Here is a 22,845-nt window from a genome sequence, read left to right as displayed (position 1 = left end):
ATAACCAGTAATCTACCCTCTCTGCTGTCACTCTGTATTCGTATACTTCATCATAGCGAAAAAAATAGTTTTCCACAACTGGTTATGCATACAAAAATAGACGCATGAATAGGCGGGTACGTACAGAGGTAAGATTTATCCACATTTTACAATTACCTCTGTAAAGTTGTGGATAACTATACGAAAAATGTGGATAAGAATCAATAACTGTGCGATATTTTCGACAACAAAGCAAGCCTATATTGAACTGAGCGATAATTTTTGCTATAATACCGATAATATGCCAAAGCGAACATATCAACCACACACTCGCCACCGCGCGAAAACACACGGTTATCGTGCGCGCCGGGCGACTAAAGCTGGACGCGCCGTTCTCAAACGCCGCCAGGCGAAAGGTCGCGCTCGGATCGCGCTCTAAAGAGGGTAATAACGCCGCTAGCAAAGAAGCGGCGTTATTATTGCTATAATACTTTAGTATGCTTGCAGCAACCTATCGATTTCACGGGCACGGCAGCCTCGGTTACCTTTACCGCAACGGGAGAGCAATTCGTTCGCGTTGTTTAACGGTGAAATATATTGCTAATCCGCGTCGAAAATATCCGCGGTTTGCGGTGGTAGTAAGTAAGAAAATATATAAATCGGCTGTTCGGCGCAACCGAATCCGCCGCCGCATATACGAATGTATCCGCCGGGAATTGCCGAATTTGTCAAACGCTGGCGATCTGGCAGTGATTGTTACAAGCGCCGAGGTGCTAACGATGCCCGCCGTCGAGCTTGATTCGCTCGTCGTGCAGCTGCTTCGCCAGGCGTGTCCTCGATAATGGAGCGAAATAGGTAAAGCGGCGAAAAGATGGTATACTTACACTAGATAATACGACGAGGAGAGATGTTTTGTTTGAGACGATCGTAGTAAATCCGATTTTCAATGCGCTGATGCTCATTTACAGTGCCGTGCCTGGCGGCGATTTCGGTGTTGCGCTCATTATTTTTACAATTATCGTACGTCTGTTAATGTATCCGCTCGTGAAAAACCAGTTGCACCAAACAAAAGCGATGCGCAAATTGCAGCCGGAATTAGCGAAAATTAAGAAAAACGCTAAGGGTAATAAGCAAATTGAAGCGCTGCAACAGATGGAGCTGTACAAGCGCTACGGCATTAAGCCGCTGCGCTCTATTTTCATTTTAATTATCCAGCTGCCGATTTTCATCGCATTATTCCAGGTGATCCGTGTCATTACCTTGCACCGCGATCAGGTAGCGCAGCATATTTACGAGCCGTTTAAGCATATTGATGCGATCAAAGCGGTGATTGAGCACCCCGAGAACTTTAATCACACGATGCTTGGGTTTATTGATTTGACGAAAACAACGTTTAGCAACGGTAGCGTTGATTTGGTGCTCCTTGCCCTAGCGGTGATTTCGGCACTGACGCAGTATGTTATGTCGAGACAAACTATGCCGGCAGATAGCAAAGGCAAAAAACTGCGCGATCTTATGGCGGAGGCAGCAGACGGCAAACAAGCTGACCCGAGCGAGATGAGCAGCGCAATGACGCGCGGCATGATGAAATTTATGCCGGTTATGATGTTTATGATTATGGTAGGGTTGCCAGGCGCGCTTGCGCTCTATTACACGATTTCAAACTTATCGGCAGTAGCACAACAACACTACCTCTTGAAAAAAGATGTTGGCGAACTTGATGAAATTGCCGACGAAGCGATAAAAACCAAAAAAAGCTCGACAAAAGGAGAAAAAAATCAGCGCAAGAAAACAGGCGCCGAACGCGCAAAACAGGCGCGCGAGGGTCATGTCACGCGGATAAAAGCGAAAGGATAGGAGAAGCTATGGATCGAGAAGAATCAGTTGAATTTGCACGCAAGCTCGTTGAGGATATTGTGTCGTTTTTCGGCGAAAATATTGCCGTTGAAGCGCATATTGAAGACGATATGATTGCGCTCGCCGTTGAAAGTAGCGATTTGAACAGTATCCTAATCGGGCATAATGCCGAAACATTGCGTAGTCTTCAATATATTGTGATGACAGCGCTTCATAATAAAGGTGCAGCGCTTACGCACGCTGTCGTTGACGTTGCAAACTACAAAAAGCAACGTGAAGAGAAAGTTGCCGAAAAAGCGCGCGGTTGGATTGAAGAAGTGCGCCGCAGCGGCGACTCGCACATTGCGCACATCAATGCTGCCGACCGCCGAATCGTGCACCGCGTCGCTACTGAATATAGCGATATTCGCACCTATTCCGAAGGCGAAGGGCGCGATCGCTACATCGTGATTGCACAGGCTAGTTCATGATATACTACATATATAACCTAGCGTAAGAAAGGATAATAGGTATGACAGGTGTATTGTTAGTAGTTTTGCTCGTTGTTATTGTGGCGGTTGTAGCGATTGCCGGCGCATTGATCGCAATGTATAACGGACTCGTTAAGCTTAATATTAAAGTTGAAGAAGCATGGAGCGGTATCACGGTGCAATTGAAGCGGCGCGCCGATATGATTCCAAACTTAGTAGAAACTGTTAAAGGTTACGCTGCACACGAAAAAGGCGTATTTGAAAAAGTTACCGAAGCGCGCGCGTCAATTATGAACGCAACAACGCCGCATGATGCTGCTAAAGCAGACGGCGAGCTAACAAGTGCCCTTAAGAGCCTGTTTGCGGTCTCGGAAAACTACCCAGAATTGAAAGCGTCGCAGAACTTCACGGATTTGCAAGATCAGATTACCGACACGGAGGATAAAATTGCCGCATCGCGCCGGTTTTACAATGCGGTCGTTACGCAATTTAACACTAAACGCAAAGTATTCCCAACGAATATTTTTGCCGGTATGCTCGGATTTCACGCTGATAAAGAATTCTTTGACGTCAGCGAGAGCGAGCGCGCTGCAGTTGAACAGCCGGTCAACGTAAAGTTTTAGTAAAAGCAGAGGAAAAGCTCAATGGTTCAGATTATATCCGCAGCCCTTGAGCTTTTTGCGCGCGCAGGCGGCGGCGGATCGGGCGGCGGTGGCTCTTCAGGAGGCGATGGCGATGGGATTGTCTTTCTTGCGCTAGTCGGTTACGTGCCGACACACGGACTTGGCGCATTTTTACGCCGCAAATTACCGTCAGAGTCTGGCGCTGCATCGTTGCTCGCTCATGTGATTACATGGCCACTGTCTATTATATGGGCGATTGCGTGTTTCGCGATGTTTGGTAGCGGCTTCTTTGGTTCTATTGTCGCATTAGGGGCAATTATTGGTGCGCCAGCTGGCTTATTTAATTGGTTTAGCGAAGTGCTGAAGCAGTCGGCGGAGGTCAAACAGCGACTCAAGCGAGCAGCAGCAAACGATCCAATGTGGGATGAGGCACAGCTTGTTGATTTTGCTAAACAGACATTTATGCGCTATCAGTACGATTGGTCGCGCCAAGATACCGAATCAATGAAGCAATATATGACCGAGGGTTATCACTACCACGCATCGCTCTTTATATACACGTTGCAACTAATGCAGCGCACAAACACGATGGAAGATATTGTGATTGATGAAGCAGTTGTTATGCAGGTTCATGATGACCAGAATGACGCGAACGACCGAGTGACGATAGGTATTACGGCGCGCGCTAAAGATACGCTTATCAATACGGCGGCAAACGCGGCGATTTTTACAGACAACAGCTCATTCACGGAATATTGGACATTTGCACGGAGCGGATCAACATGGCTGCTTGCCGATATCGGTCAGGCAACAGCAGACATGGATGCCTATAATAATGAGCTGGCGGCGTTTGCGGCGCGTAATAAGTATTGTTACAGCGTTGATATGGGTTGGCTATTCATACCGGAGCGCGGACAATTGTTTGGGCAGGCAAAGTTTGGCGTCTCAGATATTAATAACCATGCCGTGGGGTTGTATAAAGAGTCGCTGTTAGTGCAATTATACACGTACGCTGCATTTAATGGTGCGCAGCCGCGGGTAATTGCGCAGGTGAATGTACCAAAAACGTACGGTAACATTATCGTCCACCGCAAACAGAGCTCAAATATTAACACGCGTGGATTAGAGCGTATTGAAACCGAGTGGATTCAATTTAATCAGCAGTATGAAGTGTACGCGTCAAATGCTGAGCAGGCGACAAGTTTTGAACTGCTTAATCCAACGTATATGGAACAGCTCGCGGCGCTGCCGTTCGCGGTGACGATTGAAGTGGTAGACAACGTAATCTATCTCTATACCGATGAGCGTGGCACCGATGTTGCGACCTACGGCATAATGCTTGATTTGGTGCATAAAGCATTCAAAGAACTACGGCTGTAGCACTTTCATATACACCGCATGTGTTTCTTCCGCCATACGCCGCCAGGAATACTTGGCGACTTGCACCGTGCCTTTTTTAATGAGCGCGCGGCGTCTTTTTGGATTAGTAATGACACGTTCAATTGCAGCGGCCATATCGTCGGTATCAAGCGGATCGAAATATTCGGCGGCATCGCCTAAAATCTCGGGCATACATGACGCATTGCTGCTAACGACTGGCGTACCGTATGCCATCGCTTCAAGTGGCGGCAAGCCAAACCCTTCCATGAGCGATGGAAAAACATATGCAGCAGTTTTCGTGAGTAGCCAGTCGCGTTGTTCGTCGGGCAAGAATCCTGTAAAGTGAATATTGCGATAGCCTTGTTTTTCATAAAACGCTTTGTTTATCTTCGTGTCGCGGTTCATACGCCCGACAAATACCAGCCCTAGATCGGGGTATTTTTTCAGTAATTGTTGATGCGCGGCCGCTAAACGCCGGAGGTTTTTATAATCTGGCTGCTGTCCGACATACATGATAAAGTTATGAAATGGCAACTCGCGATACGGTTTAAGCGCCCCCTTATGAATTTCGCCCGACTCGTAAATCACCGTTATGTTGTCGTCGGGAATGTTCGTAAACGCTTGAAATTCGCGCTTAGTCGTCTCAGAGATTGTGATAATATGGTTGCTTGTATGCGCCACACGCTTAAACACGAAGCGTCCAACGAGCTGCTTAGCATGATATAGCAACCAATTTTTGTCGGAATTGTAGGTTTTGAACAATGTCATATCGTGCACAGTCGTAACGTGCTTGCCGCGGTATAAAATCGGCTGTTGCGGCATGCAAAAGTGCACTAAATCCGGTTTGAGTTCGTCGAGGTAACGCTTGAAGCCGATCTGCTCGGCGAATGAATAGTTATCAAACTCCGCTATGCGCACGGTGAAGTTTGGTCTTGCTGGCTGCCAGTAGTGCTTGTCCTTAGCGCGTACGAGTATGCTATAAGAATTTTCGTTGTCAATTTGCTGCAAATACTCCAGCAGCTTAACGATGTATGTACCTGTGCCGGAGTTAATAACGCGCGCGTCAATTGCAATATGCATTACGTGATATCCTTTCGAAATACTAATATATCATACGTGAGATAATTCCAGGTAAGCGATACGATTGTACCGGCGAGTTTTGCAGCGAGAAGCGCAAGCGATTCGTTATGCAGTAACGCGGCGCATAACGGTGAGATTGACCAGATAACGCCGTTTTGCAATACCCATAGCCCGAACAGTGTCACGATAGTGAATAGCGCTATCTCGCGTTTAACATTACCGCTGCTTGAACGAAAGGTATATTTTTTGTTGGCGAAAAAACTAAAAATAAAGGCCATCCCGGTCGACAGGGTATTGCTAGCGATTTTTGGCAGCCCAAGGTGCGTAAACAAAAGCAGCAGCCCAAAATCAAGCGCAGTGTTGATTGCGCCGACGATGCCGAAGCGAATGATTTTATTGTTTTTTATCATGCGCTTGGTGATACTCCTCAATGAGGTAGAGCGGGCGTTGTTTTGTCTCGTTGAAAATTCGGCCGATGTATTCGCCGATAATGCCGAGAAAGATCATTTGCACGCCGCCCATGAATAAAATTACTGCCATCAGCGATGAATAGCCGGCGCCAGTTGGCACGCCAAATAATGGACGAATCACGAGGTATAATACGTAGCAAAACGCCAAGCACGATACGATTAGTCCGAAAACCGAAGCGATGCGCAACGGCGCGGTCGTGAAGCTAGTAATACCGTCGATTGCTAAATTAATAAGTTTGCGGTAATTCCACTTCGTTTCGCCGGCGATGCGCGGATCGCGGTCATAAAAAATCTCTTTCTTTTTATAACCGATCCAACTAAACATGGCTTTGGTATTGCGCTGCGATTCGCGAAATTGTTTAAGCGCATCAATGCAGCGGCGATCAAGCAGGCGAAAATCGCCGGTGTCGATTTGAATCGGAATCGTGGTTGATGATTGCAGAAGTTTATAGTACCACTGCGAGGTTTTCTTTTTGAGCCAGGTTTCGCCATCGCGGCTTTTGCGGCGCGCGTAGACGTCGTCGTAGCCCTGCTCCCATAGCTTAATCATATCAGGGATTAACTCGGGCGGGTCTTGCAAGTCGGCGTCAATGATGACGAGTGCATCGCCTTGTACGTGGTCAATGCCGGCGATCATAGCAATCTCTTTACCAAAATTGCGTGATAGATTGATATATGACACGCGACGGTTAGTTTTGGCGTACCGCTTGATGATTTCAAGCGTTTCATCGCGGCTGCCGTCGTTGACAAAAAGGAATTCGAAATAATAGCCCTTGACCGATGCTGTAAGCGCATCAAGCCGCTCAAAAAGCGCCGCGAGCACAGCTTGCTCGTTATAGGCAGGAATGAGGACAGAGATAGTCTTTTTCATGGGATTATTATATCATTTTACACGTGCTATTAGTTTGTCGATTGATGTCGCAGTTACAGCACCGGCGGCTTGTAAACGAATTGTCTTTGCGGCGGCAGATTCAAGCTCGTTTGTGCCGAGAATTGCTCCGGCGTGCCCAAGCTGTACACCGCGTGGTGCATGATGCCCGGCAATATACGCATACACCGGTTTGCTGATGTGTTGCTTAATATGATCGGCGGCAGTAATCTCGCTCGTGCCGCCAATTTCACCAATCATGATGATACGCGCAACATCTGAGTCGTGCTCAAAGAGATCAAGGCAGTCTGTGAAGCTTATGCCGCGCACCATATCGCCGCCGATCCCGATGATATATTTTTGCCCGAAGCCGCGTTGGGTGAGTAGGCTCATCGCTTCGTACGTAAGCGTGCCGCTGCGGCTGATAATCGCCGTGTCGCCTGGTGTCGCGAGTGCTGTCGGTATAATACCGAGGCTATGGACGCCGGGAATTAGTACACCTGGACAATTTGGGCCAACGAGCACTGACGACGAGCATGCTAATCGTTGCGTAATATACAACATGTCGTGAACGGGAATATTCTCGGTGATACAAATAATGAGCGGAATATGCGCGTCAATTGCTTCAAGGACTGCGGCTTTGGCGTGCGGTGCGGGAACAAAAATTATTGAGATATCAACATCATGCTTGGTTCGGATGTCGGCAATCGTACGGTAGACTGGTACGCCGTGGACATCTTTGATCTGTTGATTTGGCGACGTACCGCCAATGATCCGCGTGCCGTACGCGAGCATATTTTTGGTGTGTACTGTGCCGCTACTGCCAGTAATACCCTGAATGATGACATTCCGATGGGTGAATAGCTCTGGTGTCATGAAAGTGTCTCCAGTGCATCAGTGAGAGTGCTGTGTAGCGGTATATTGGCATTGGCGAGCAGTTGCTTTGCTCTGTCGGCGCGGTTACCGACGAGGCGGACGTGCAGCGGTGGTAAGTTCGGGAATGTTTCTCTTGCGTCCAGAATAGCTTGCGCAACGTCGTCGCAGCGGACGATTCCACCGAAAATATTGATAACAATTGCCGTTACATGCGGTAGCGTGTCAATACGCCGAAAACAGTCCATAATTTTTTGCGGCGTAGCATTGCCGCCAATATCTAAAAAATTCGCGGGTGTAAAGCCGGCATCTGCAACCGCGTCAACCGTTGCCATCGCAAGCCCAGCGCCGTTAGCGATTGTTGCAATCGTACCGTTTGGGTCAAGCATAACGAAGTTATTACCTTCGGGCGTTTCGTTAAAATGCCACTCAGGGTGGCGAAAAAGTGCTGCATCGTCAAGCGTAATTTTGGCGTCGCCTGCAACCAGTGTTCCATCCGTAGTCAAAATTAGCGGGTTGATTTCAAGTAGTAAACAGTCGTTGTTTATAAAACAATGATACGTATTGACGATAATATCTTGCAGCAAGAAAGCCTTATCAGAGATATCAAGACAATCAGCCAGTTCGTCGCTTAATGTCTCAAATGAGCGCGGATCAACTGAATGGCGGAAGAAGGCTTCGCTGTCTCGCTCTTCAACTTCAATACCGCCGTTTGTGTTGGCGAGTAGCTCAATCTGGCTAGTCTCACGATTGATGATAAGCGAGAAATAGAACTCGCGTTTGATGTCAATTAGCTCCTCGGCAAGAAGCTTCTGCGGCGTGAACCCGTGAATTGTACGACCAAATAATATGGCAATAGTAGGCTGTAGGTCGCTCGGTTCGCGTACAATAATGACGCCGCCTGCTTTACCACGCCTGCCGGTCGGCACTTGTGACTTCAGCACAACAGGGACGGTGATGTTTGCTTGCAGGTCGTTTACTTCAATAATCACGCCGTACGGAATAGGGACACTGTACGTTGATAGGATTTTTTTAGCTTCGTACTCAAGCAGGCGCATATTACTTACCGGTAAAAAATTTCCTAAATTTAAGCAATCCTGTCTGATTCGGCAGCGGTCCATCGTGGATAAGGCTGCGGATATATTTGATTGAAGCCTTACGGTTACGCTGAATTTTAACGCGATGTACCCAGGCGCGCGGTTGGCGAATGAGCGATGTAAAAATACCTCTGAGCGCCGGCCAGCCGTTGCCGTGTCGGATAGCGCTCGCAAAAATCAGCCAATACGTTAGGAAAAAGCGCGCGCCAATCGTCCAGAATAGCCGTCCTGGGACGTTTTTGATGAGTACGAGCGGCAGGTTTTTGAACGTGTTAAACACGGCGAGACCTGGAACCTTTTGGCTACTTGCGCCAACTTTATGGTATGCGATTGCTTTTGGCGTATAACGCACCTTCCAGCCGGCGAGCTGCGCACGAAAGCTGAGATCAACATCCTCGTAGTACATGAAAAAATCCTCGTCAAACAACCCGATGTCGCTAAGCATTGTTGTGCGATACAGCGCACCGCCGCCTGTCGCACCGAAAATTTCACCTGGCTGATTTGGCGCATTAACTGTCGGTTCGTCGCGGTTTCGCGGCCCAGGAAGACCCCAGGTGGTATAAAAGTCGCCAGATGTATCAATTGTGTTACCGTCGCGGCGCAATAATAGCCCAGTTGCGATACCTGCGCTGGGGTGTGAAGTAAGTTCTGTGTAGAGTGATTTCAGCCAGTGTTTATCGGCAATAGCATCGGGGTTGAGAACGCCGACGTACTCAAAATGGTGATCTTTTGCGTAGCGTAAACCGGTGTTAATGCCGCCGGCAAAGCCGAGATTACGTTTATTCTCAAGTAGCGTAATAGTCGCCTTTGGATGAGCGTTTATATATTTCCTGAAGCGCTCGACAGAATCGTCGTGCGAATGGTTATCGATGATGATAAGTTTAGGTTGTAGTGATTGCGCCAATAACGATTCGGCGCATTCTAATGCATCATCGGCGCCGTTCCAGTTGAGAATGATAATCGCGGGCTTATTTAGTGCACTACTCATAAATCTTCTTTTATATTATACTAGACCCAGTATGATAAATGTGTCGGGTGTTTTCAATAAACGCAACCGCGTTTTGCTGCGCGAGCTGGTGGTGACGGATTTCAAGTTGCGGTATCAGGGGTCAGTATTGGGGTATCTGTGGTCTATTCTCAAGCCGCTTTTCTTATTCGCTATCATGTATGTCGTGTTTGGCATGCTTGTTAAGTTGGGTAGCGTTGAGCATTATTCTGTATATTTACTATTTGGGATTGTGCTGTGGAACTTCTTCGCAGAGGCAACGGGGCAAGGGCTGAATTCAATTGTTATGCGCGGTGATGTGATACGAAAGATTAGCTTTCCTAAATATATTATTGTAATATCTACAAGTATCTCGGCTCTTGTAAACCTTGCGTTTAATCTCGTTATTGTCGCTATTCTCGCTGTAGTAAATGGCGTGGCGATTCATTGGTCTGCGCTTCTGACGCCGATCTTTATTCTGGAGATATATTTATTCGCGCTCGGCATTGCTTTTTTCTTGTCGGCGCTCAATGTAAAATACCGCGACACGGGGCATATTTGGGAGATTATCATGCAGGCTGCCTTTTACGGCACGCCGATAATTTATCCGCTTAGTATTGTCATTGCAAAAAGCGAGGCTATAGCAAAACTCATCATGATGAACCCTGTTGCACAGGCGATTCAGGATGCGCGCTACACTCTCATTACAAAAGAAACTATTACGACTAGCAGCCTTGTCGGGGTAAAATCAATGGCGATACCTCTGCTTATTGTATTTATTGTTTTTATTGGGGGAATCCTGTATTTTAATAAACATTCAAAGTGTTTTGCGGAGAAAATTTGATATGCCTCAGTCGTGTAGTGATGCCATTGTCGTGAAGAATCTAAAAAAGTCATTTAGTATTCCGCTCGAAGCTTCGTCTGGGATAAAACAAAAACTTATCAATGCGTTAAAAGGTAGGAAGGGGTATCGAGAATTTACACCGCTAGACAGTATATCGTTTACAGTCAAGAAGGGTGAATTCTACGGTATCGTTGGCAAAAACGGTAGCGGTAAGAGTACGCTACTCAAGACATTGGCGGGCATATACAGTCCTCAAGCGGGATCGGTTGCGACAAAAGGTACGCTAGTGCCGTTCATTGAACTTGGCGTCGGGTTTAATCCTGAATTGTCGGGACGAGAAAATGTATACCTAAACGGCGCGTTGCTTGGTTTTAGCCATGCGGAAGTTGATACAATGTACGAAGAAATCGTTGAGTTTGCTGAGCTTGAAGATTTTATGGAGGAGCGCCTCAAGAATTACTCAAGCGGTATGCAGGTGCGCCTGGCTTTTTCTATTGCAATTAAAGCCCATGGCGATATTTTATTACTCGATGAAGTTCTCGCAGTGGGCGATGCGGCTTTCCAGCAAAAATGCTACGACTATTTTGAGACATTGCGACAAGAGAAACAGACGGTTGTACTCGTGACGCACGACATGAATGCGGTCAAGCGGTTTTGCTCGAAAGCGATGATCATTTCTGAAGGTAAAATTGAGAAAATCGGTACGCCGGAAGAGATCGCTGAGATATATACAGAGAAAAATATTGAGCAAAAGAAAGAAACTAAAAAGGAAAAACGAAAAGATTTGTTTGAGTATGAGATATTGGACGCTAAAAAAGCCTATTCAGTTGGCGATACGGTTTCGTTGCGCGTGCGCTGTCCAAAGCTTGTATCGCCAGCATTCGTGAACTTCTCGCTAGTATATAACGGCTTTGTTATCGCCGACAGAAACTCAAAGTATAACGACAAAAAAGATAGCCTGAAGCAAGGTAAATGGTTTATTTTTAAGACCAAACTTGAGGGGCTTAACGGCGGGCGCTATGATGTACATTTGACACTGCATCGAACACGCGACAATAAGCTATTAGAACATAAGCCACGTGTGTTTTCATTTATGGTTAAAGGCCATGATCCTTCGCGCGATGGACCGATGCGGCTTGAGGGACAATGGTCAAATCAGCAGGTAAAGGAGTGATATGAGGCATCGAATAAAAATCGCATTAAAATCAGTAGCTAATCCGCGCTACGGTATGACGATGGCGCGTTTGCACCGTATACGCAAGCAGATCGACATGGAGCGCGAAAAGTCGTATGCCGACTGGTTTGAACGCCAAAAGCTATCCGATGAACAGCTAGCTGTACAACGTGATGAGGCAGCGAAATTGAGCGAGCGCCCATTGATTAGTATTTTGCTGCCAACATACAATACCGATCCAGCGTATTTGACGAAATGCATTGAGTCGGTGCTGGCGCAGACATACGACAACTGGGAGTTATGTATTTCAGACGATGCATCACCGAGCCAAGAGACGCGTGATGTTATTAAACGATTTGTAAAAAAATATAGCAACATCAACGCGACATTCAACAAAACAAACGGGCATATTTCGGTATCATCTAATGTTGCGCTCAAGATGGCAAAAGGTGAATTTATTTCGCTGCTTGACCATGATGATATTTTGCCGCCAAGTGCGTTATTTGAAGCGGTTAAGGTTATCAATGAGCGACCAGACGTTGACCTAATCTATACCGATGAAGATAAGGTTGACGGCGACGGTAATCACATTGAGCCGTTCTTCAAGCCTGACTGGAGCCCGAATTTCCTTAACTCGTGTAATGTGATTACGCATTTTGCGACGATTCGTGCTACAGTGATGAAACGCATCGGAGGCTTTACTATTGGTACGCATGGTGCGCAGGATTGGGATCTATTCTTGCGTATTACGCAACAAACGCAAAATGTCTACCACATTCCAAAGATTCTGTACCATTGGCGCAAGTCGGAAACATCAACTGCGATGAATGCCGACAGTAAGCCGTATGCATATATCAACCAAAAGCGCGTGTTGCGTGAGAGTGTCGTAGCGCGAAAAGAGAATGCTTACATTGAAGAGCATATGGCGCTTGGTTTTTGGCGCAAGCGTTATGTTATTGAGCAGACGCCACTGGTTTCGATCATTATTCCGACGAAGAATAACTATAAGCTTATCAAGCAGTGTATTGACTCAGTCATCGAGAAAACGACATATCCGTATTTTGAGATTGTCGTGGTTGATACGGGCAGTAGTGATAAGAAAGTGGCAGAATATTATCAAAAGCTTGCAAAAGAAAAGCAGCCGGTGAATGTTGTTGAGTTTGTCGAACAGCCGTTTAACTTTTCGAAAGCATGCAACTACGGTGCGAAGAAAGCAAGGGGAGAGTACTTCTTGTTCCTCAATAATGACACGGAAGTTATCACCTTGGAATGGATTCAGGCAATGCTGGAACATGCTCAACGTCCAGAGATTGGCATGGTCGGCGCAAAACTACTGTTCCCGAATGAAGAAGTGCAGCATGCTGGTATTGTGCTGAGTGAGCGCGATATTGCATTCCACCCGTTCTATATGCGCAATCCGCTGCTTGATATCTTTACATACATATTTATTAGTAATATTCGTGAGGTGTCGGCCGTAACAGCAGCATGTAGTATGGTGGCGCGCTCAAAATTTGAAGAGGTTGGCGGATTTGATGCAAAGTTGCGTGTGACCTATAATGATGTTGATCTTAACTTGAAACTGCGAGAAGCCGGGTATAACAATCTTTACACGCCGTATGCTGAGCTATTTCACTACGAGTCAGTGAGTGTTGGCCGCGTCAATACGAGCAGCCGCGATCAGACTGAACTTAAATCGGCGCAAGAGTTAATGCGTAAACGTTGGGGCAAATACTTGAAGCGAGATCCATTTTATAATGATAACTTTGAGCAATTTGGACCGGGGTATCGATTGCCGAAAGAGTAACGGAAGGACCAAGAGGTTAAACGTTGTACTGCACTCGGCTACGTTTCTGGCCGGACGGCAGTTTATGTATTGTGAAAATGCCCTCACAGGTTTTGCGAGGGTATTTTTAGTTTGCTGATTAGCAAGCTAGTAACTGCCTGATGATGTAGCGATATGGCTTATCCATGATTCTTGGCCATCCGTCCAACCGTGAACCTCTAGCCGTCCACTTGCGGTATTTGAATATTTTACATAGTAGATAGTATCTTTACCGCGACCACTAAGATCCGCGGCGACAATTTCATTGACATCTGGGTTGACATCGTAGCCAGCTTCCGGGTAATTACTTGCAGTGTGGCGTACCCAATGTTGTAGACTATTGTCCCATACGTGGAATTCAACGCGCCCGCTTGAAGTCTTGCCGAAACGCACGAAAATAAACTCATCTTTTTTGTCGCCGTTGAGGTCGGCAGCAATGACGCGCCCCTCCTGCATGCTGACGCTCGGGTGATTGGTCGCAGTGTGGCGGAACCAACTATTGCCACCGTTGCTCCAGCCATGGACCTCAATCATGCCAGAGTTTGTTTGCTGGTAATTGACGAGGTAATACTCATCGCGTCCATCTCCGTCGGTATCAGCCGTTATAACTTCCGACAAGAGCGGATCAATAGGACCGGCTGTTGTAGCGGTGTGGGCGATCCATTGGAGGTTATTTTGCGTCCACGTGTGGAATTCAACGCGCCCGCTGGCGGTACCGGAGTAGTCGACTTTGGTGAGCAGCGAGTTTTTTGCATCCGTTTTGTATGAGACTACTTTGCTGTATTTTTGGTCGAAAGTGTACGAGTTCGACGCAGTATGTTTACCCCATGTTTGTAAACCTGCGTTCGCCCAGGTATGGAACTCGGCGCACCTTGTACTGGTATTGTTTGGCGCTGAGACGGTGAGGTTATCGTTTGCGGCATTGGTACGGCTTGGTACGACACGAGCGCCAGTCGCAACGCCAGCTAAATTTACTCCATCTCTACAAACGTATGCAGTTTCTGGCGTAGCGTGCGGATCCCCAAACCAGGCGGTAAAGATCCGCTCAAAACTATTGAAATGAGGCGTGTAGTTATAAAGCGCAGCGGTTGCGCCATTGGCGAGCTTGAATGATTTCCCGCCGATTGCAATAACGCCATCGTAATATATGGCAGGTTCTCCTTGTCTGCGGGAGCGAAATCCTTCCGTCATACGTCCGTAATAGTATACATTCCCGTCGCCCCCCCAGCTTAGGTTGCCGTAGGCGCGCTCCTGATCAAATCGTAATTGCCAGGCAGCTCGGTTGACCTGGCGAGCGAAGCCGGCGTTTCCAGGGTTCTTAACACAGGTTCTATAGATACCTAAATCGGGATAATTTTTAAGTGAATTCTCACTGCCGTCTGGACAGTTGTACCCCATCGCTGAATTGTAGCGCCATGATGCGCAGCCTTGACTGCCAGACACTAAGGCCTGCTCTTTCTCAAGAGTTGTCAAGATAACTTGCGGGTTAAGGTGGTAATACTTCGACATTTTATTAATAATACGCGCAGCTGATGTTTGCTGCGAACCGTGATCGAAATAATTATTTGGTTCGATAAATGAGATTGGGCTTAAGTCTTGCGGATAATTTCGCGGCAGTAGGCAGCTTTTTGGAAATTTATTGATGAAAGCAGCGATTTGCCCCTCGTCCATGGCGTTTTCGTTGATAAAATTTGCATCACTAATGATATTATCGACTGAAGCTAATGCTTTATCTTGGTTTAAGAATACAGTCGCTGATGCCGCAACAAGTGTAAGTGCTATCGCCGCGAGAAAAGCTCGTTTCATTTATTTCACCTCCAAATTTATCTGGTCAACGGTTGTTGAAGTGTACTTGCCGTTGGCCGCTTTTACAGTGATTGTCCAGGTTCCGGTAGTAAGCCCAAGTTCTTTTATGTCCCAGTCCCAGCTAGTGTTACCATTTGCATCGGTTTGTTTAGCGGGTAGTGAGCGCATCGTCGACCCCTGGCTGAAAGTAATTGTGCATTTCGCGCCAGGCGAAGTATGACATACTGAATTCTGCGACGTGTAAGAGGTTAGATTTACAAAGTGGTTGCTAACGAACGTGCCGCTTGGCGTTTCTGGCGGGGTAGTGTTAGATGACGGCGGGGTATTGTTGGTAGCGGGCTCTTTTGAATTGCCGATTGGTGAGCTTGGCGCTGTCTCTGTGGCGTTTTTTGTATTATTTTTATTGTTGTCGTTTGATTTCGAGTGGATTTTTTCCGAATGGGTTTGCTCGGTTGTTTTTTCAGGGACAACCGGTCCTGGATTTCGTAAAACAAACCACCAATACAACGCGCCTCCGATTAAGACGACTAGTATAACTATGGTTATAATAATTTTCTTTGGTATTCTTTTTTTATTTTTTATTTTCATAACTGAATCTCTTACCTAATAATTATATCAAGATGAAATTATGATGTCTATGCTTGTTTAGCTTTCTTGTAGAAGAAGTATGTTCCGCTGCCGACCGTCGTTTCGCCAGTTAGCTGGTAGCAAGGTAAATTCATGCGGTGAGCAGTTAAAACATGCGTGACGGTTTTGCCGATGTGGTTTGTACATGAAAGCTTAGCAATGAAAACGTCTGGCTGTATGAGTGCAAGCTCTTCTTGCACGGAATCGGACACGAGCACATGTGCGTAGCGGTTGTAAGTTTTTTTATTTGATGAAACTTGGCTCCAAAATGCTAGATCAGGGTATGGATGTACGCCGGAAATCGTTTTTCGGTTGGCAAGCCATGGATAATTTTCGAGTACAACAGTATCAGCAACCGCCCAAACAGACGCCTTATCCGAAATAGCAGCGATCTTATTTACTATTGTATTGTCGCGATAGCCGACCCCAAGTCCTGAGTATAGCGGCTGTACAAATACGACTGAGCCTATGGATAGCGCGACGATAAGCGATAATCCTGTGTTGTAGCGATGCTTCGTCGCTACTAGTACGAGCCCGGCGGCTAGTGTGATGGCTGCAATTAATGCGACACGAATGTCGCCGCTAAAACCGCTTGTCTTCACGGAAAATATTATAGCTGCCGCTATGTAGAACAGTACGATGGCACCACTGTATATGTAAAGGTACGGCGTGAATTTTAACGGCAGAATTCGCATTCGTTTGATGACATAGATAAGCGACATAATACCAAGTAACCCAACCCCAATTTGTAGGCGGGGAATTGGAATAAGGTAAAGTCCAAGTGGTTTGAAAATAACAGTAACAGAGAAATTCGGTATGAATATATGAGCCATGAAAATGATATTACATAGGATAATAGCGCTACCGAGCCAGTTAACCTTGCGTTTGCTACGCCAGCGAGCCCATATAAAGAATATAATTTGCGGTAGTAGAATAAACGGAATAACGATATACGATGACAGTTCACTCTGGTTGATACTGGAAGCTTTTGGGTTGTGCTCGTATTTTTTTCCGAGGCTGGATACCGCTGCTAGATCTTGCAGACGGTATTGATTAAACCCAGCCTGTCTCAGCAGATCGACACTAGAATAGTTGCCGGACGCAACGACGCGGGAGCCTGGATATGAAGTTTGAGTAAGTGCTTTAACGGCATCAAGCCGAGTGAGTAGAAATATTGTTACGATAAGTATTGCTGCTATTGCTGAGCCAGCTAGCATGAATAAGCTTTTGTACAGCGCGCGTCGCGCTTGTGATTTTTTGCGGGTAGAGAATACTGCGTTAAGAAACCAGCCGGTAAATATAAGTCCGATAACGATAAGTACTGGTATTTGAAAGGCTGGATAGAGCAGAAGTAGGAATGCAGTAATTGTGTAGGTAAGCAGCGAGCTGAGTAGAATCTGGGTGAATAGCAGGCTGCGCTTTTTTGCTGAAAAAATGGAAAGTGATCTCATCTCGACGATGCGCATAGCTAGAACTAGCGCAAAGCAGCCCCATGCAACCGAAAGTACGGTAATGCTTTGATACCACCAGAATATAAACGGGGCAAAGCCTCCAATAATTGAAATAAGTGAAGCAGTTAGATATTTATCCGGTAGAAACCGTAAAGTTAGAAAATAGATAGCAAGTAATAGCGCCGCAAGCAAAAACCACCATTTAAACGCAAAAGCATTCTCAAAAGGCATAGCAAAAAATGCTAAATTTTGTGGCTTAAATATTACCGACCATTCTTTGTACGGCGCATCTGTTACTAGGCTCATATTTTTGCCGGAGCCTAGGTTGTGATTAATAAGCGGGTAGCCAGCCTTTTCCTGAGCAATTGTAAACTGCGTCACCACTAACCATTCGTCGCTACGTATTGGTTGAGTTGAACCTGCGATTAAGCGTGGAGTCGCACTTCCTGTCAAAAAAGTGTCATAATACGGTCCAAATGACGACCCTGAAAGCTTACCGACTGTTGCTGCACCGAGGCATACAGTAATAATTATCGGAAAAATCCAAACTGGCTTAACGCGCTTTACGAGAGATTTAAGCTTATGCATTGTTCCATACAGTATAGCATAAAATAATATTGCATAATAATGATAACTTGAGGTGGTAGCTTAATTTTAAAATTGTCAAAAACAGCTGTTAGCTTATGGTTTAATTGGTGCTATACTAGAGTTAGTTGATAAGGAGGTATTATGATATCAATCGCATCGCCAATTGTAGAGAGTGAGGAAATAAAAGCCGTCAATGACGTGCTTGAGTCGGGGATGTTGGCTCAGGGGCCAAAGACTGCTCAGCTGGAAGAAGATTGGGCGAAATACTGCGGCACAAAATATGCGCTTGCAGTAAATAGCGGTACGGCTGCAATACATTCTGCGCTGTATGCGGCTGGTGTGCGCGAGGGCGATGAAGTCATCACGACACCGTATAGCTTCATTGCGACGATTAACCCGATTTTGATGCTTGGCGCCCGTCCAATACTAGTTGATATTTATCCGGCGACGTTTAACATTGACGTGACAAAAATTGAAGCAGCGGTGACATCAAAAACGAAGGCGATCGTGCCGGTTGATTTGTACGGTCAACCGTGCGAGTGGGACGAATTACGTGCGGTTGCTGATAAGCACAATTTGATGATTATAGAAGACGCTTGCCAAGCGATCGGTGCTGACTATAAAGGCAAGAAAGCAGGTGCGCTCGGTGATTTAGGCTGCTTTTCGCTGTATGCTACTAAAAATATTATGTGCGGCGAAGGCGGTATCGTCACAACCAATAGCGACGAGCAGGCTGCGGCAATTCGCTCGTTCCGCCAGCATGGTATGGTCGCGCCGTATGAATACGCTGAGCTTGGCTATAACTACCGGATGTCAGATTTACATGCGGCAATTGCTGTCGAGCAGCTGAAGAAAGTTGATAACTTTACGGTGCGTCGCCAGCATGTTGCGAGTGAGCTGAACAAAGCACTCAATGACATAAAGGGGGTTCAGCTGCCGAGCGTTGCTCCGGATCGTTCGCATGTATACCATCAATATACGGTTGTATTGACTGATGACGCGAGCGTTTCGCGCGATGAGTTTGTTGCCGGTTTGCGCGAGCGCGGCGTTGGTGCTGGGATCTACTATCCAAAGCCGCTGCATGTTTATCCGCACATCGCAAAACTTGGCTATAAAGTCGGCGATTTCCCTGTGGCAGAAGATTTGGCGGCTCGAGTTGTATCGCTGCCAGTTCATCCAAAAGTGTCGGATGAGGATGTTATTACTATTGCTAAGGCGGTCAAGGAGGTGCTTACAAATGGCTAGTCAGCAAAAAGAAGGAAGGTTGCGCACTGCCGTCATCGGTACGGGCAACATGGGTAAGAATCATGTACGAAATTATTTTATGCTTCCGGAAGCTGAGCTAGTGGGTATTGCTGACGTAAACTCCGCAGCAAAGGCGCTTGCTGACGAATACCGTACAAATTTCTTCACTGATTATAAAAAGATGCTTGACGAGGTTCGTCCTGACGCAGTATCGGTTGTCGTGCCGACGCCATTTCACCTTGAAGTTGCGCGCGAAGTGATGTGTCGAGGCATTCATTGTATGCTTGAAAAGCCAATCGCATCGTCTGTTGAAGAGGCGGACGAGCTTATTAAATGTGCGGAAAAGAACAAAGTCGTCTTCACGGTTGGGCATATTGAGCGCTTTAATCCTGTAATTCGTAAGCTGAAGCAGATGCTTGATGAGAAAGCCATTGGTGATATTACATCAGTTGTGTGTAAGCGTGTAGGGGGTTTTCCTGCGGTAGAGCCAAAAACGGATGTTGTTATTGATTTAGCGGTGCATGATATTGACCTTGTGAGCTATCTGCTCGGTGCTAAGCCGAAAAGTATTACAAGCCACGGTTCGCGGACGCGTCACAGTAAGAATATTGATTCGGCAGAAATCTTGATGGATTATGGTCGTGCGTCTGGTTTTATTCAGGCAAACTGGCTGACGCCGGTGAAAATCCGAACGATTGCGCTAACCGGTTCCGAAGGCTATCTTGAAGCGAACTATATCACGCAAGAACTCCAATTCTATAAGCATAACATGAAAAAAAATACAAAAGATGGCTTTACGAATTTTGTACTTCAAGTCGGTGAGCCTGAGAAGAAAATTATAAAGGTTGATTTTGAAGAGCCGCTTGCCGTAGAATTGAAAACATTTTTGGCGAGGGCGCTTGGGCGCACCGTCTCAGTGGTTGATCCAAGGGATGCCCAAGAGGCGCTGAGAATTGCACTTGAGGCGGTGAAACCATTTGAGCATAATGAATAAAAGAAGGAGGAAAATAAATGAAACGTATTTTAGTGACGGGTGCTGGCGGATCACCGTCGGCGAACTTTATTCGTTCACTGCGGGCGGCAAATGAGGAATATTGTATCATTGGTACTGATGCAGATAAATATTACCTGCAGCGTGCAGAGGTTGATAGGCGTTATTTGGCGCCGCTTGCCAACGATCCAAAATATATTGATTTTTTGAACTATATTATTGAAAAAGAAGAAGTTGAGTTTGTGCACGCTCAAAATGATGTTGAAGTTAGTTTTTTGAGCGAAAACCGCGAAAAAATTAAAGCGAAGACATTCTTCCCCGCAAAAGAAACTGTTAAAATTCTACAAGATAAATTCGAGTCGTTTAAACTATGGGAAAAAGCTGGCATTAAAGTGCCGAAAACTCAGTTGATAACGCGGGATACTGATCTTGGTATTTTGCTTGATGAAATGGGTGGTTCTATGTGGTTGCGCGCGATTTCTGGCGCGGGCGGACGAGGGTCTTTGCCAGTTTATGATGTGAAGAGTGCAAAAAATTGGCTTGATTTTCAAGAGAAAAATGGCTCATGGAACGGTAACTTTACAGCGTCTGAGCTGCTTGAACCGGAAACTGTGACATGGATGTCGTTGTGGAAAGACGGTGAGCTGGTCGTTGCTCAAGGCCGCAAACGTTTGTATTGGGAACTTGCGAAGATTTCTCCATCGGGCGTGACGGGCGCGACAGGTACAGGTTTAACATACTCAAGCGAAGAGCTTGACGACATTGCAAGACGCGCCGTATTGGCAGTAGACGATAAGCCAGACGGGTTGTTTGGGGTTGATATGGCGTACGATAAGAACGGCGTACCGAATCCGACAGAGATTAACATCGGTCGTTTCTTTACGACGCATGAGTTTTTCACTCAGGCTGGGCTAAATATGCCGGAGATGTTCGTGAAGCTTGGTTATAATGAAAGTGTACCAGTGCTTGAGAAAAATACAAATCCGCTCCCAGATGGCTTAGTATGGATACGCGGCATGGATTTCTTACCAGTACTCTCCGATATAAATACAGTAGATGCTGCTGTTGCCGAACGCGATAGCATTCTAGAGAAGCTGTAAATGAATATTCTATTAACAGGCGGTTCCGGATTTGTTGGCAGACGATTTTTAGATATTGCTTCGTCTGATTGGCGTATAACAACGCTTGGAAGAACGAAACTGGAATGTAGCAACTCGGTCATCTGCGATTTATCTGATAAAATCAGTGTACGTGAGGCGGCGAATGTATTAAAAGATAGTTTATTTGATGCCATTGTTCATTTAGCGGCATTTGTACCAAAAACCGCAGAAGAGGATACAATAGAGAATGTGGTTGCCGGTAATATTACAGCAACCGTAAATTTGCTTGAGTTTTTCGGCAGCCGCGCGCCAAAAATTATTTTTGGTAGCACAGCTGAAGTGTATGATCAATCAATGATAAGCGGCGAAATCACAGAGGTGAATGCCGTTAAACCATATTCATATTATGGAGCGACGAAACTGAGTAGCGAGTTTATTATGCAGTCGTTTGCGGCAAAGAATAATAAAGAGCTTTCTATTCTTCGCTTCTCTGTTATGTATGGCGGTTTTGATCCTATTGCGCGAGCGATCCCAAATTTCATCAGAGCAGCACTGAATAGTGAAACTATTACCATCCGTGGTGCTGAAGTCTTGCGGGACTACGTACATATTGATGATGTCGCGAAAAGCATCATGTGCGCGATTACGTCGCAAGGGTCTGGCGTTTTAAATATCGGTACCGGTAGGGGTGTCTCAATTTACGATGCGGCGAAAGAAATTGTGAATAGTACGGATTCCCGCAGTAAAATTGACATACAATCAGCGGCGGGCGGTGTAGATATTGTGCTTAATATCGAAAAGGCTAAGAAATCGATCGGATACGAGCCTAGTGTACTGTTTCCTGCTAAACTCAAGAAGATGATAGATGAATATCGAAAATAAAACTATTTTTATTGATCTAGACGGAACGCTTGTTGATATAGCACCTCGCCATTACCGTGTCTATACAGAGTCACTAACGATGTTTAAGGGTACTACCCCTATTTCTTTTGAGCAGTACTGGCGGCAGAAACGGTGTGATACGCCGTGGAATAATATTTTGCAGCAAAGTAGTTTGTCGCCCGAACGTGAAAGAGAATTTCTTGAAGAGTTTAGGGACCGTATTGAAAAGTCTGGCGAGCTTTTTCAAGATAAACTTTTACCGGGTGCTTTTGGGGCGCTTGAACGATTATTTGGTAAAAATGCACTATACCTTCTGAGTTTACGGCGAGATAAAGAGGCGCTTGCTCAACAGATTGATCATTTAGGCGTACAGCATTTTTTTCGCGACATACTTTCCGGACATAGCAATACGAAAAGCGGTACACTTAGGAAGAAGGCGGATATAATATGTAGCCAAAAAGTAGACCCGCAAAATGTAGTGATAATTGGTGATACAGAAGCAGATGTAGCTGCTGCGAAATCAATTGGCGCAATGAGTATTGCGGTGACAAGTGGTATACGTGATTATGATTTCCTGGAAAAGTTATCTCCAGATATTATCATTAGATCAGTCGGTGATATCTTGTAGTAAAC

General features: G+C 46.0%; 23 protein-coding genes. 14 read left to right on the top strand and 9 right to left on the bottom strand.

What is annotated here, in order from left to right; all coding sequences use genetic code 11:
- Positions 1 to 280: 280 nt before the first annotated feature.
- The 6 genes from rpmH (at position 281) to SEML1_RS04485 (ending at position 4,309) form a co-directional block, all read left to right on the top strand.
- Positions 281 to 418, top strand: a complete 138-nt coding sequence (rpmH, locus tag SEML1_RS04510) for a 50S ribosomal protein L34 (RefSeq protein ID WP_146424155.1) — start codon at positions 281 to 283, stop codon at positions 416 to 418.
- A gap of 58 nt (positions 419 to 476) precedes the next feature.
- Positions 477 to 821: a ribonuclease P protein component gene (rnpA, locus tag SEML1_RS04505; RefSeq protein ID WP_376754021.1), complete on the top strand. Its 345-nt coding sequence runs from the start codon at positions 477 to 479 to the stop codon at positions 819 to 821.
- Positions 822 to 891: 70 nt separating this feature from the next.
- Positions 892 to 1,836: a YidC/Oxa1 family membrane protein insertase gene (locus tag SEML1_RS04500; protein ID WP_376754020.1), complete on the top strand. Its 945-nt coding sequence runs from the start codon at positions 892 to 894 to the stop codon at positions 1,834 to 1,836.
- 8 nt (positions 1,837 to 1,844) lie between these two features.
- On the top strand, positions 1,845 to 2,306 hold the full coding sequence (locus SEML1_RS04495) for a Jag family protein (protein ID WP_376754019.1): 462 nt from the start codon (positions 1,845 to 1,847) through the stop codon (positions 2,304 to 2,306).
- A 41-nt stretch (positions 2,307 to 2,347) separates the two neighbouring features.
- Positions 2,348 to 2,929, top strand: coding sequence for a LemA family protein (locus tag SEML1_RS04490; protein WP_376754018.1), 582 nt, complete (start codon positions 2,348 to 2,350; stop codon positions 2,927 to 2,929).
- Positions 2,930 to 2,950: 21 nt separating this feature from the next.
- Positions 2,951 to 4,309 carry a TIM44-like domain-containing protein gene (locus tag SEML1_RS04485; protein WP_376754017.1) on the top strand — a complete coding sequence of 453 codons (1,359 nt, stop codon included), beginning with the start codon at positions 2,951 to 2,953 and terminating at the stop codon, positions 4,307 to 4,309.
- Here SEML1_RS04485 and SEML1_RS04480 read toward each other — a convergent pair.
- The 6 genes from SEML1_RS04480 to SEML1_RS04455 are packed head-to-tail and all read right to left on the bottom strand — an operon-like array spanning position 4,298 to position 9,685.
- Positions 4,298 to 5,389 (bottom strand): glycosyltransferase family 4 protein, encoded by a 1,092-nt coding sequence (locus SEML1_RS04480; protein WP_376754016.1) that lies wholly within the window; start codon positions 5,387 to 5,389, stop codon positions 4,298 to 4,300. The two genes, SEML1_RS04485 and SEML1_RS04480, sit on opposite strands and share 12 nt — an antisense overlap.
- Positions 5,389 to 5,799, bottom strand: coding sequence for a GtrA family protein (locus tag SEML1_RS04475; protein WP_376754015.1), 411 nt, complete (start codon positions 5,797 to 5,799; stop codon positions 5,389 to 5,391). Before SEML1_RS04475 ends, SEML1_RS04480 begins: the two co-directional genes overlap by 1 nt.
- Entirely contained in the window at positions 5,783 to 6,730 is a 948-nt protein-coding gene (locus tag SEML1_RS04470) for a glycosyltransferase family 2 protein (protein WP_376754014.1), read from the bottom strand. The genes SEML1_RS04475 and SEML1_RS04470 overlap by 17 nt, the downstream gene beginning before the upstream one ends.
- A 12-nt stretch (positions 6,731 to 6,742) precedes the next feature.
- Positions 6,743 to 7,603 carry a succinate--CoA ligase subunit alpha gene (locus tag SEML1_RS04465; protein ID WP_376754013.1) on the bottom strand — a complete coding sequence of 287 codons (861 nt, stop codon included), beginning with the start codon at positions 7,601 to 7,603 and terminating at the stop codon, positions 6,743 to 6,745.
- Positions 7,600 to 8,658, bottom strand: coding sequence for an ATP-grasp domain-containing protein (locus tag SEML1_RS04460; RefSeq protein WP_376754012.1), 1,059 nt, complete (start codon positions 8,656 to 8,658; stop codon positions 7,600 to 7,602). Before SEML1_RS04460 ends, SEML1_RS04465 begins: the two co-directional genes overlap by 4 nt.
- Before the next feature lies 1 nt (position 8,659).
- Positions 8,660 to 9,685, bottom strand: coding sequence for a glycosyltransferase family 2 protein (locus tag SEML1_RS04455; protein WP_376754011.1), 1,026 nt, complete (start codon positions 9,683 to 9,685; stop codon positions 8,660 to 8,662).
- 31 nt (positions 9,686 to 9,716) lie between these two features.
- Between SEML1_RS04455 and SEML1_RS04450 the strand changes: the two genes are divergently transcribed.
- Genes SEML1_RS04450 through SEML1_RS04440 form a run of 3 tightly spaced genes read left to right on the top strand, consistent with a single transcriptional unit; the run spans position 9,717 to position 13,504 of the window.
- Positions 9,717 to 10,526, top strand: coding sequence for an ABC transporter permease (locus SEML1_RS04450; protein WP_376754010.1), 810 nt, complete (start codon positions 9,717 to 9,719; stop codon positions 10,524 to 10,526).
- Between the two features lies 1 nt (position 10,527).
- On the top strand, positions 10,528 to 11,700 hold the full coding sequence (locus SEML1_RS04445; RefSeq protein WP_376754009.1) for an ABC transporter ATP-binding protein: 1,173 nt from the start codon (positions 10,528 to 10,530) through the stop codon (positions 11,698 to 11,700).
- A 1-nt stretch (position 11,701) separates the two neighbouring features.
- A complete protein-coding gene (locus SEML1_RS04440) occupies positions 11,702 to 13,504 on the top strand; it encodes a glycosyltransferase family 2 protein (RefSeq protein ID WP_376754008.1) in 1,803 nt (600 codons plus the stop codon).
- Between the two features lie 126 nt (positions 13,505 to 13,630).
- Here SEML1_RS04440 and SEML1_RS04435 read toward each other — a convergent pair whose 3' ends face one another.
- The 3 genes from SEML1_RS04435 to SEML1_RS04425 are packed head-to-tail and all read right to left on the bottom strand — an operon-like array spanning position 13,631 to position 17,994.
- Positions 13,631 to 15,328, bottom strand: a complete 1,698-nt coding sequence (locus SEML1_RS04435; RefSeq protein ID WP_376754007.1) for an FG-GAP repeat domain-containing protein — start codon at positions 15,326 to 15,328, stop codon at positions 13,631 to 13,633.
- Positions 15,329 to 15,916 carry a hypothetical protein gene (locus tag SEML1_RS04430; RefSeq protein WP_376754006.1) on the bottom strand — a complete coding sequence of 196 codons (588 nt, stop codon included), beginning with the start codon at positions 15,914 to 15,916 and terminating at the stop codon, positions 15,329 to 15,331.
- Positions 15,917 to 15,963: 47 nt separating this feature from the next.
- On the bottom strand, positions 15,964 to 17,994 hold the full coding sequence (locus tag SEML1_RS04425) for a DUF7657 domain-containing protein (RefSeq protein WP_376754005.1): 2,031 nt from the start codon (positions 17,992 to 17,994) through the stop codon (positions 15,964 to 15,966).
- Between the two features lie 141 nt (positions 17,995 to 18,135).
- Between SEML1_RS04425 and SEML1_RS04420 the strand changes: the two genes are divergently transcribed.
- The 5 genes from SEML1_RS04420 to SEML1_RS04400 are packed head-to-tail and all read left to right on the top strand — an operon-like array spanning position 18,136 to position 22,840.
- Entirely contained in the window at positions 18,136 to 19,239 is a 1,104-nt protein-coding gene (locus tag SEML1_RS04420; protein ID WP_376754004.1) for a DegT/DnrJ/EryC1/StrS family aminotransferase, read from the top strand.
- Positions 19,232 to 20,233 (top strand): Gfo/Idh/MocA family protein, encoded by a 1,002-nt coding sequence (locus SEML1_RS04415; protein ID WP_376754003.1) that lies wholly within the window; start codon positions 19,232 to 19,234, stop codon positions 20,231 to 20,233. The genes SEML1_RS04420 and SEML1_RS04415 overlap by 8 nt, the downstream gene beginning before the upstream one ends.
- A gap of 17 nt (positions 20,234 to 20,250) precedes the next feature.
- Positions 20,251 to 21,330 (top strand): ATP-grasp domain-containing protein, encoded by a 1,080-nt coding sequence (locus tag SEML1_RS04410; protein WP_376754002.1) that lies wholly within the window; start codon positions 20,251 to 20,253, stop codon positions 21,328 to 21,330.
- Complete coding sequence (locus SEML1_RS04405) at positions 21,331 to 22,212, top strand: NAD-dependent epimerase/dehydratase family protein (RefSeq protein WP_376754001.1); 882 nt, start codon at positions 21,331 to 21,333, stop codon at positions 22,210 to 22,212. It begins immediately after the preceding gene.
- Positions 22,196 to 22,840 carry an HAD family hydrolase gene (locus SEML1_RS04400; RefSeq protein WP_376754000.1) on the top strand — a complete coding sequence of 215 codons (645 nt, stop codon included), beginning with the start codon at positions 22,196 to 22,198 and terminating at the stop codon, positions 22,838 to 22,840. Before SEML1_RS04405 ends, SEML1_RS04400 begins: the two co-directional genes overlap by 17 nt.
- The last annotated feature ends 5 nt before the right edge of the window (positions 22,841 to 22,845 follow it).

This window comes from Candidatus Saccharimonadaceae bacterium ML1 (genome assembly GCA_030253535.1).
GTDB lineage: Bacteria > Patescibacteriota > Saccharimonadia > Saccharimonadales > Saccharimonadaceae > Saccharimonas > Saccharimonas epibionticum.
This window is presented reverse-complemented; position numbering and strand designations above follow the sequence as displayed.

Excerpts from the sequence above, each read along its gene's own strand:
- SEML1_RS04455 (WP_376754011.1), bottom strand. The coding sequence starts at position 9,685 with ATGAGTAGTGCACTAAATAAGCCCGCGATTATCATTCTCAACTGGAAC.
- SEML1_RS04485 (WP_376754017.1), top strand. The coding sequence starts at position 2,951 with ATGGTTCAGATTATATCCGCAGCCCTTGAGCTTTTTGCGCGCGCAGGC.
- SEML1_RS04475 (WP_376754015.1), bottom strand. The coding sequence starts at position 5,799 with ATGATAAAAAACAATAAAATCATTCGCTTCGGCATCGTCGGCGCAATC.
- rpmH (WP_146424155.1), top strand. The coding sequence starts at position 281 with ATGCCAAAGCGAACATATCAACCACACACTCGCCACCGCGCGAAAACA.
- rnpA (WP_376754021.1), top strand. The coding sequence starts at position 477 with ATGCTTGCAGCAACCTATCGATTTCACGGGCACGGCAGCCTCGGTTAC.
- SEML1_RS04400 (WP_376754000.1), top strand. The coding sequence starts at position 22,196 with ATGAATATCGAAAATAAAACTATTTTTATTGATCTAGACGGAACGCTT.
- SEML1_RS04425 (WP_376754005.1), bottom strand. The coding sequence starts at position 17,994 with ATGCATAAGCTTAAATCTCTCGTAAAGCGCGTTAAGCCAGTTTGGATT.
- SEML1_RS04460 (WP_376754012.1), bottom strand. The coding sequence starts at position 8,658 with ATGCGCCTGCTTGAGTACGAAGCTAAAAAAATCCTATCAACGTACAGT.
- SEML1_RS04435 (WP_376754007.1), bottom strand. The coding sequence starts at position 15,328 with ATGAAACGAGCTTTTCTCGCGGCGATAGCACTTACACTTGTTGCGGCA.
- SEML1_RS04420 (WP_376754004.1), top strand. The coding sequence starts at position 18,136 with ATGATATCAATCGCATCGCCAATTGTAGAGAGTGAGGAAATAAAAGCC.
- SEML1_RS04405 (WP_376754001.1), top strand. The coding sequence starts at position 21,331 with ATGAATATTCTATTAACAGGCGGTTCCGGATTTGTTGGCAGACGATTT.
- SEML1_RS04480 (WP_376754016.1), bottom strand. The coding sequence starts at position 5,389 with ATGCATATTGCAATTGACGCGCGCGTTATTAACTCCGGCACAGGTACA.
- SEML1_RS04415 (WP_376754003.1), top strand. The coding sequence starts at position 19,232 with ATGGCTAGTCAGCAAAAAGAAGGAAGGTTGCGCACTGCCGTCATCGGT.
- SEML1_RS04440 (WP_376754008.1), top strand. The coding sequence starts at position 11,702 with ATGAGGCATCGAATAAAAATCGCATTAAAATCAGTAGCTAATCCGCGC.
- SEML1_RS04490 (WP_376754018.1), top strand. The coding sequence starts at position 2,348 with ATGACAGGTGTATTGTTAGTAGTTTTGCTCGTTGTTATTGTGGCGGTT.
- SEML1_RS04450 (WP_376754010.1), top strand. The coding sequence starts at position 9,717 with ATGATAAATGTGTCGGGTGTTTTCAATAAACGCAACCGCGTTTTGCTG.
- SEML1_RS04445 (WP_376754009.1), top strand. The coding sequence starts at position 10,528 with ATGCCTCAGTCGTGTAGTGATGCCATTGTCGTGAAGAATCTAAAAAAG.
- SEML1_RS04465 (WP_376754013.1), bottom strand. The coding sequence starts at position 7,603 with ATGACACCAGAGCTATTCACCCATCGGAATGTCATCATTCAGGGTATT.
- SEML1_RS04495 (WP_376754019.1), top strand. The coding sequence starts at position 1,845 with ATGGATCGAGAAGAATCAGTTGAATTTGCACGCAAGCTCGTTGAGGAT.
- SEML1_RS04470 (WP_376754014.1), bottom strand. The coding sequence starts at position 6,730 with ATGAAAAAGACTATCTCTGTCCTCATTCCTGCCTATAACGAGCAAGCT.
- SEML1_RS04430 (WP_376754006.1), bottom strand. The coding sequence starts at position 15,916 with ATGAAAATAAAAAATAAAAAAAGAATACCAAAGAAAATTATTATAACC.
- SEML1_RS04410 (WP_376754002.1), top strand. The coding sequence starts at position 20,251 with ATGAAACGTATTTTAGTGACGGGTGCTGGCGGATCACCGTCGGCGAAC.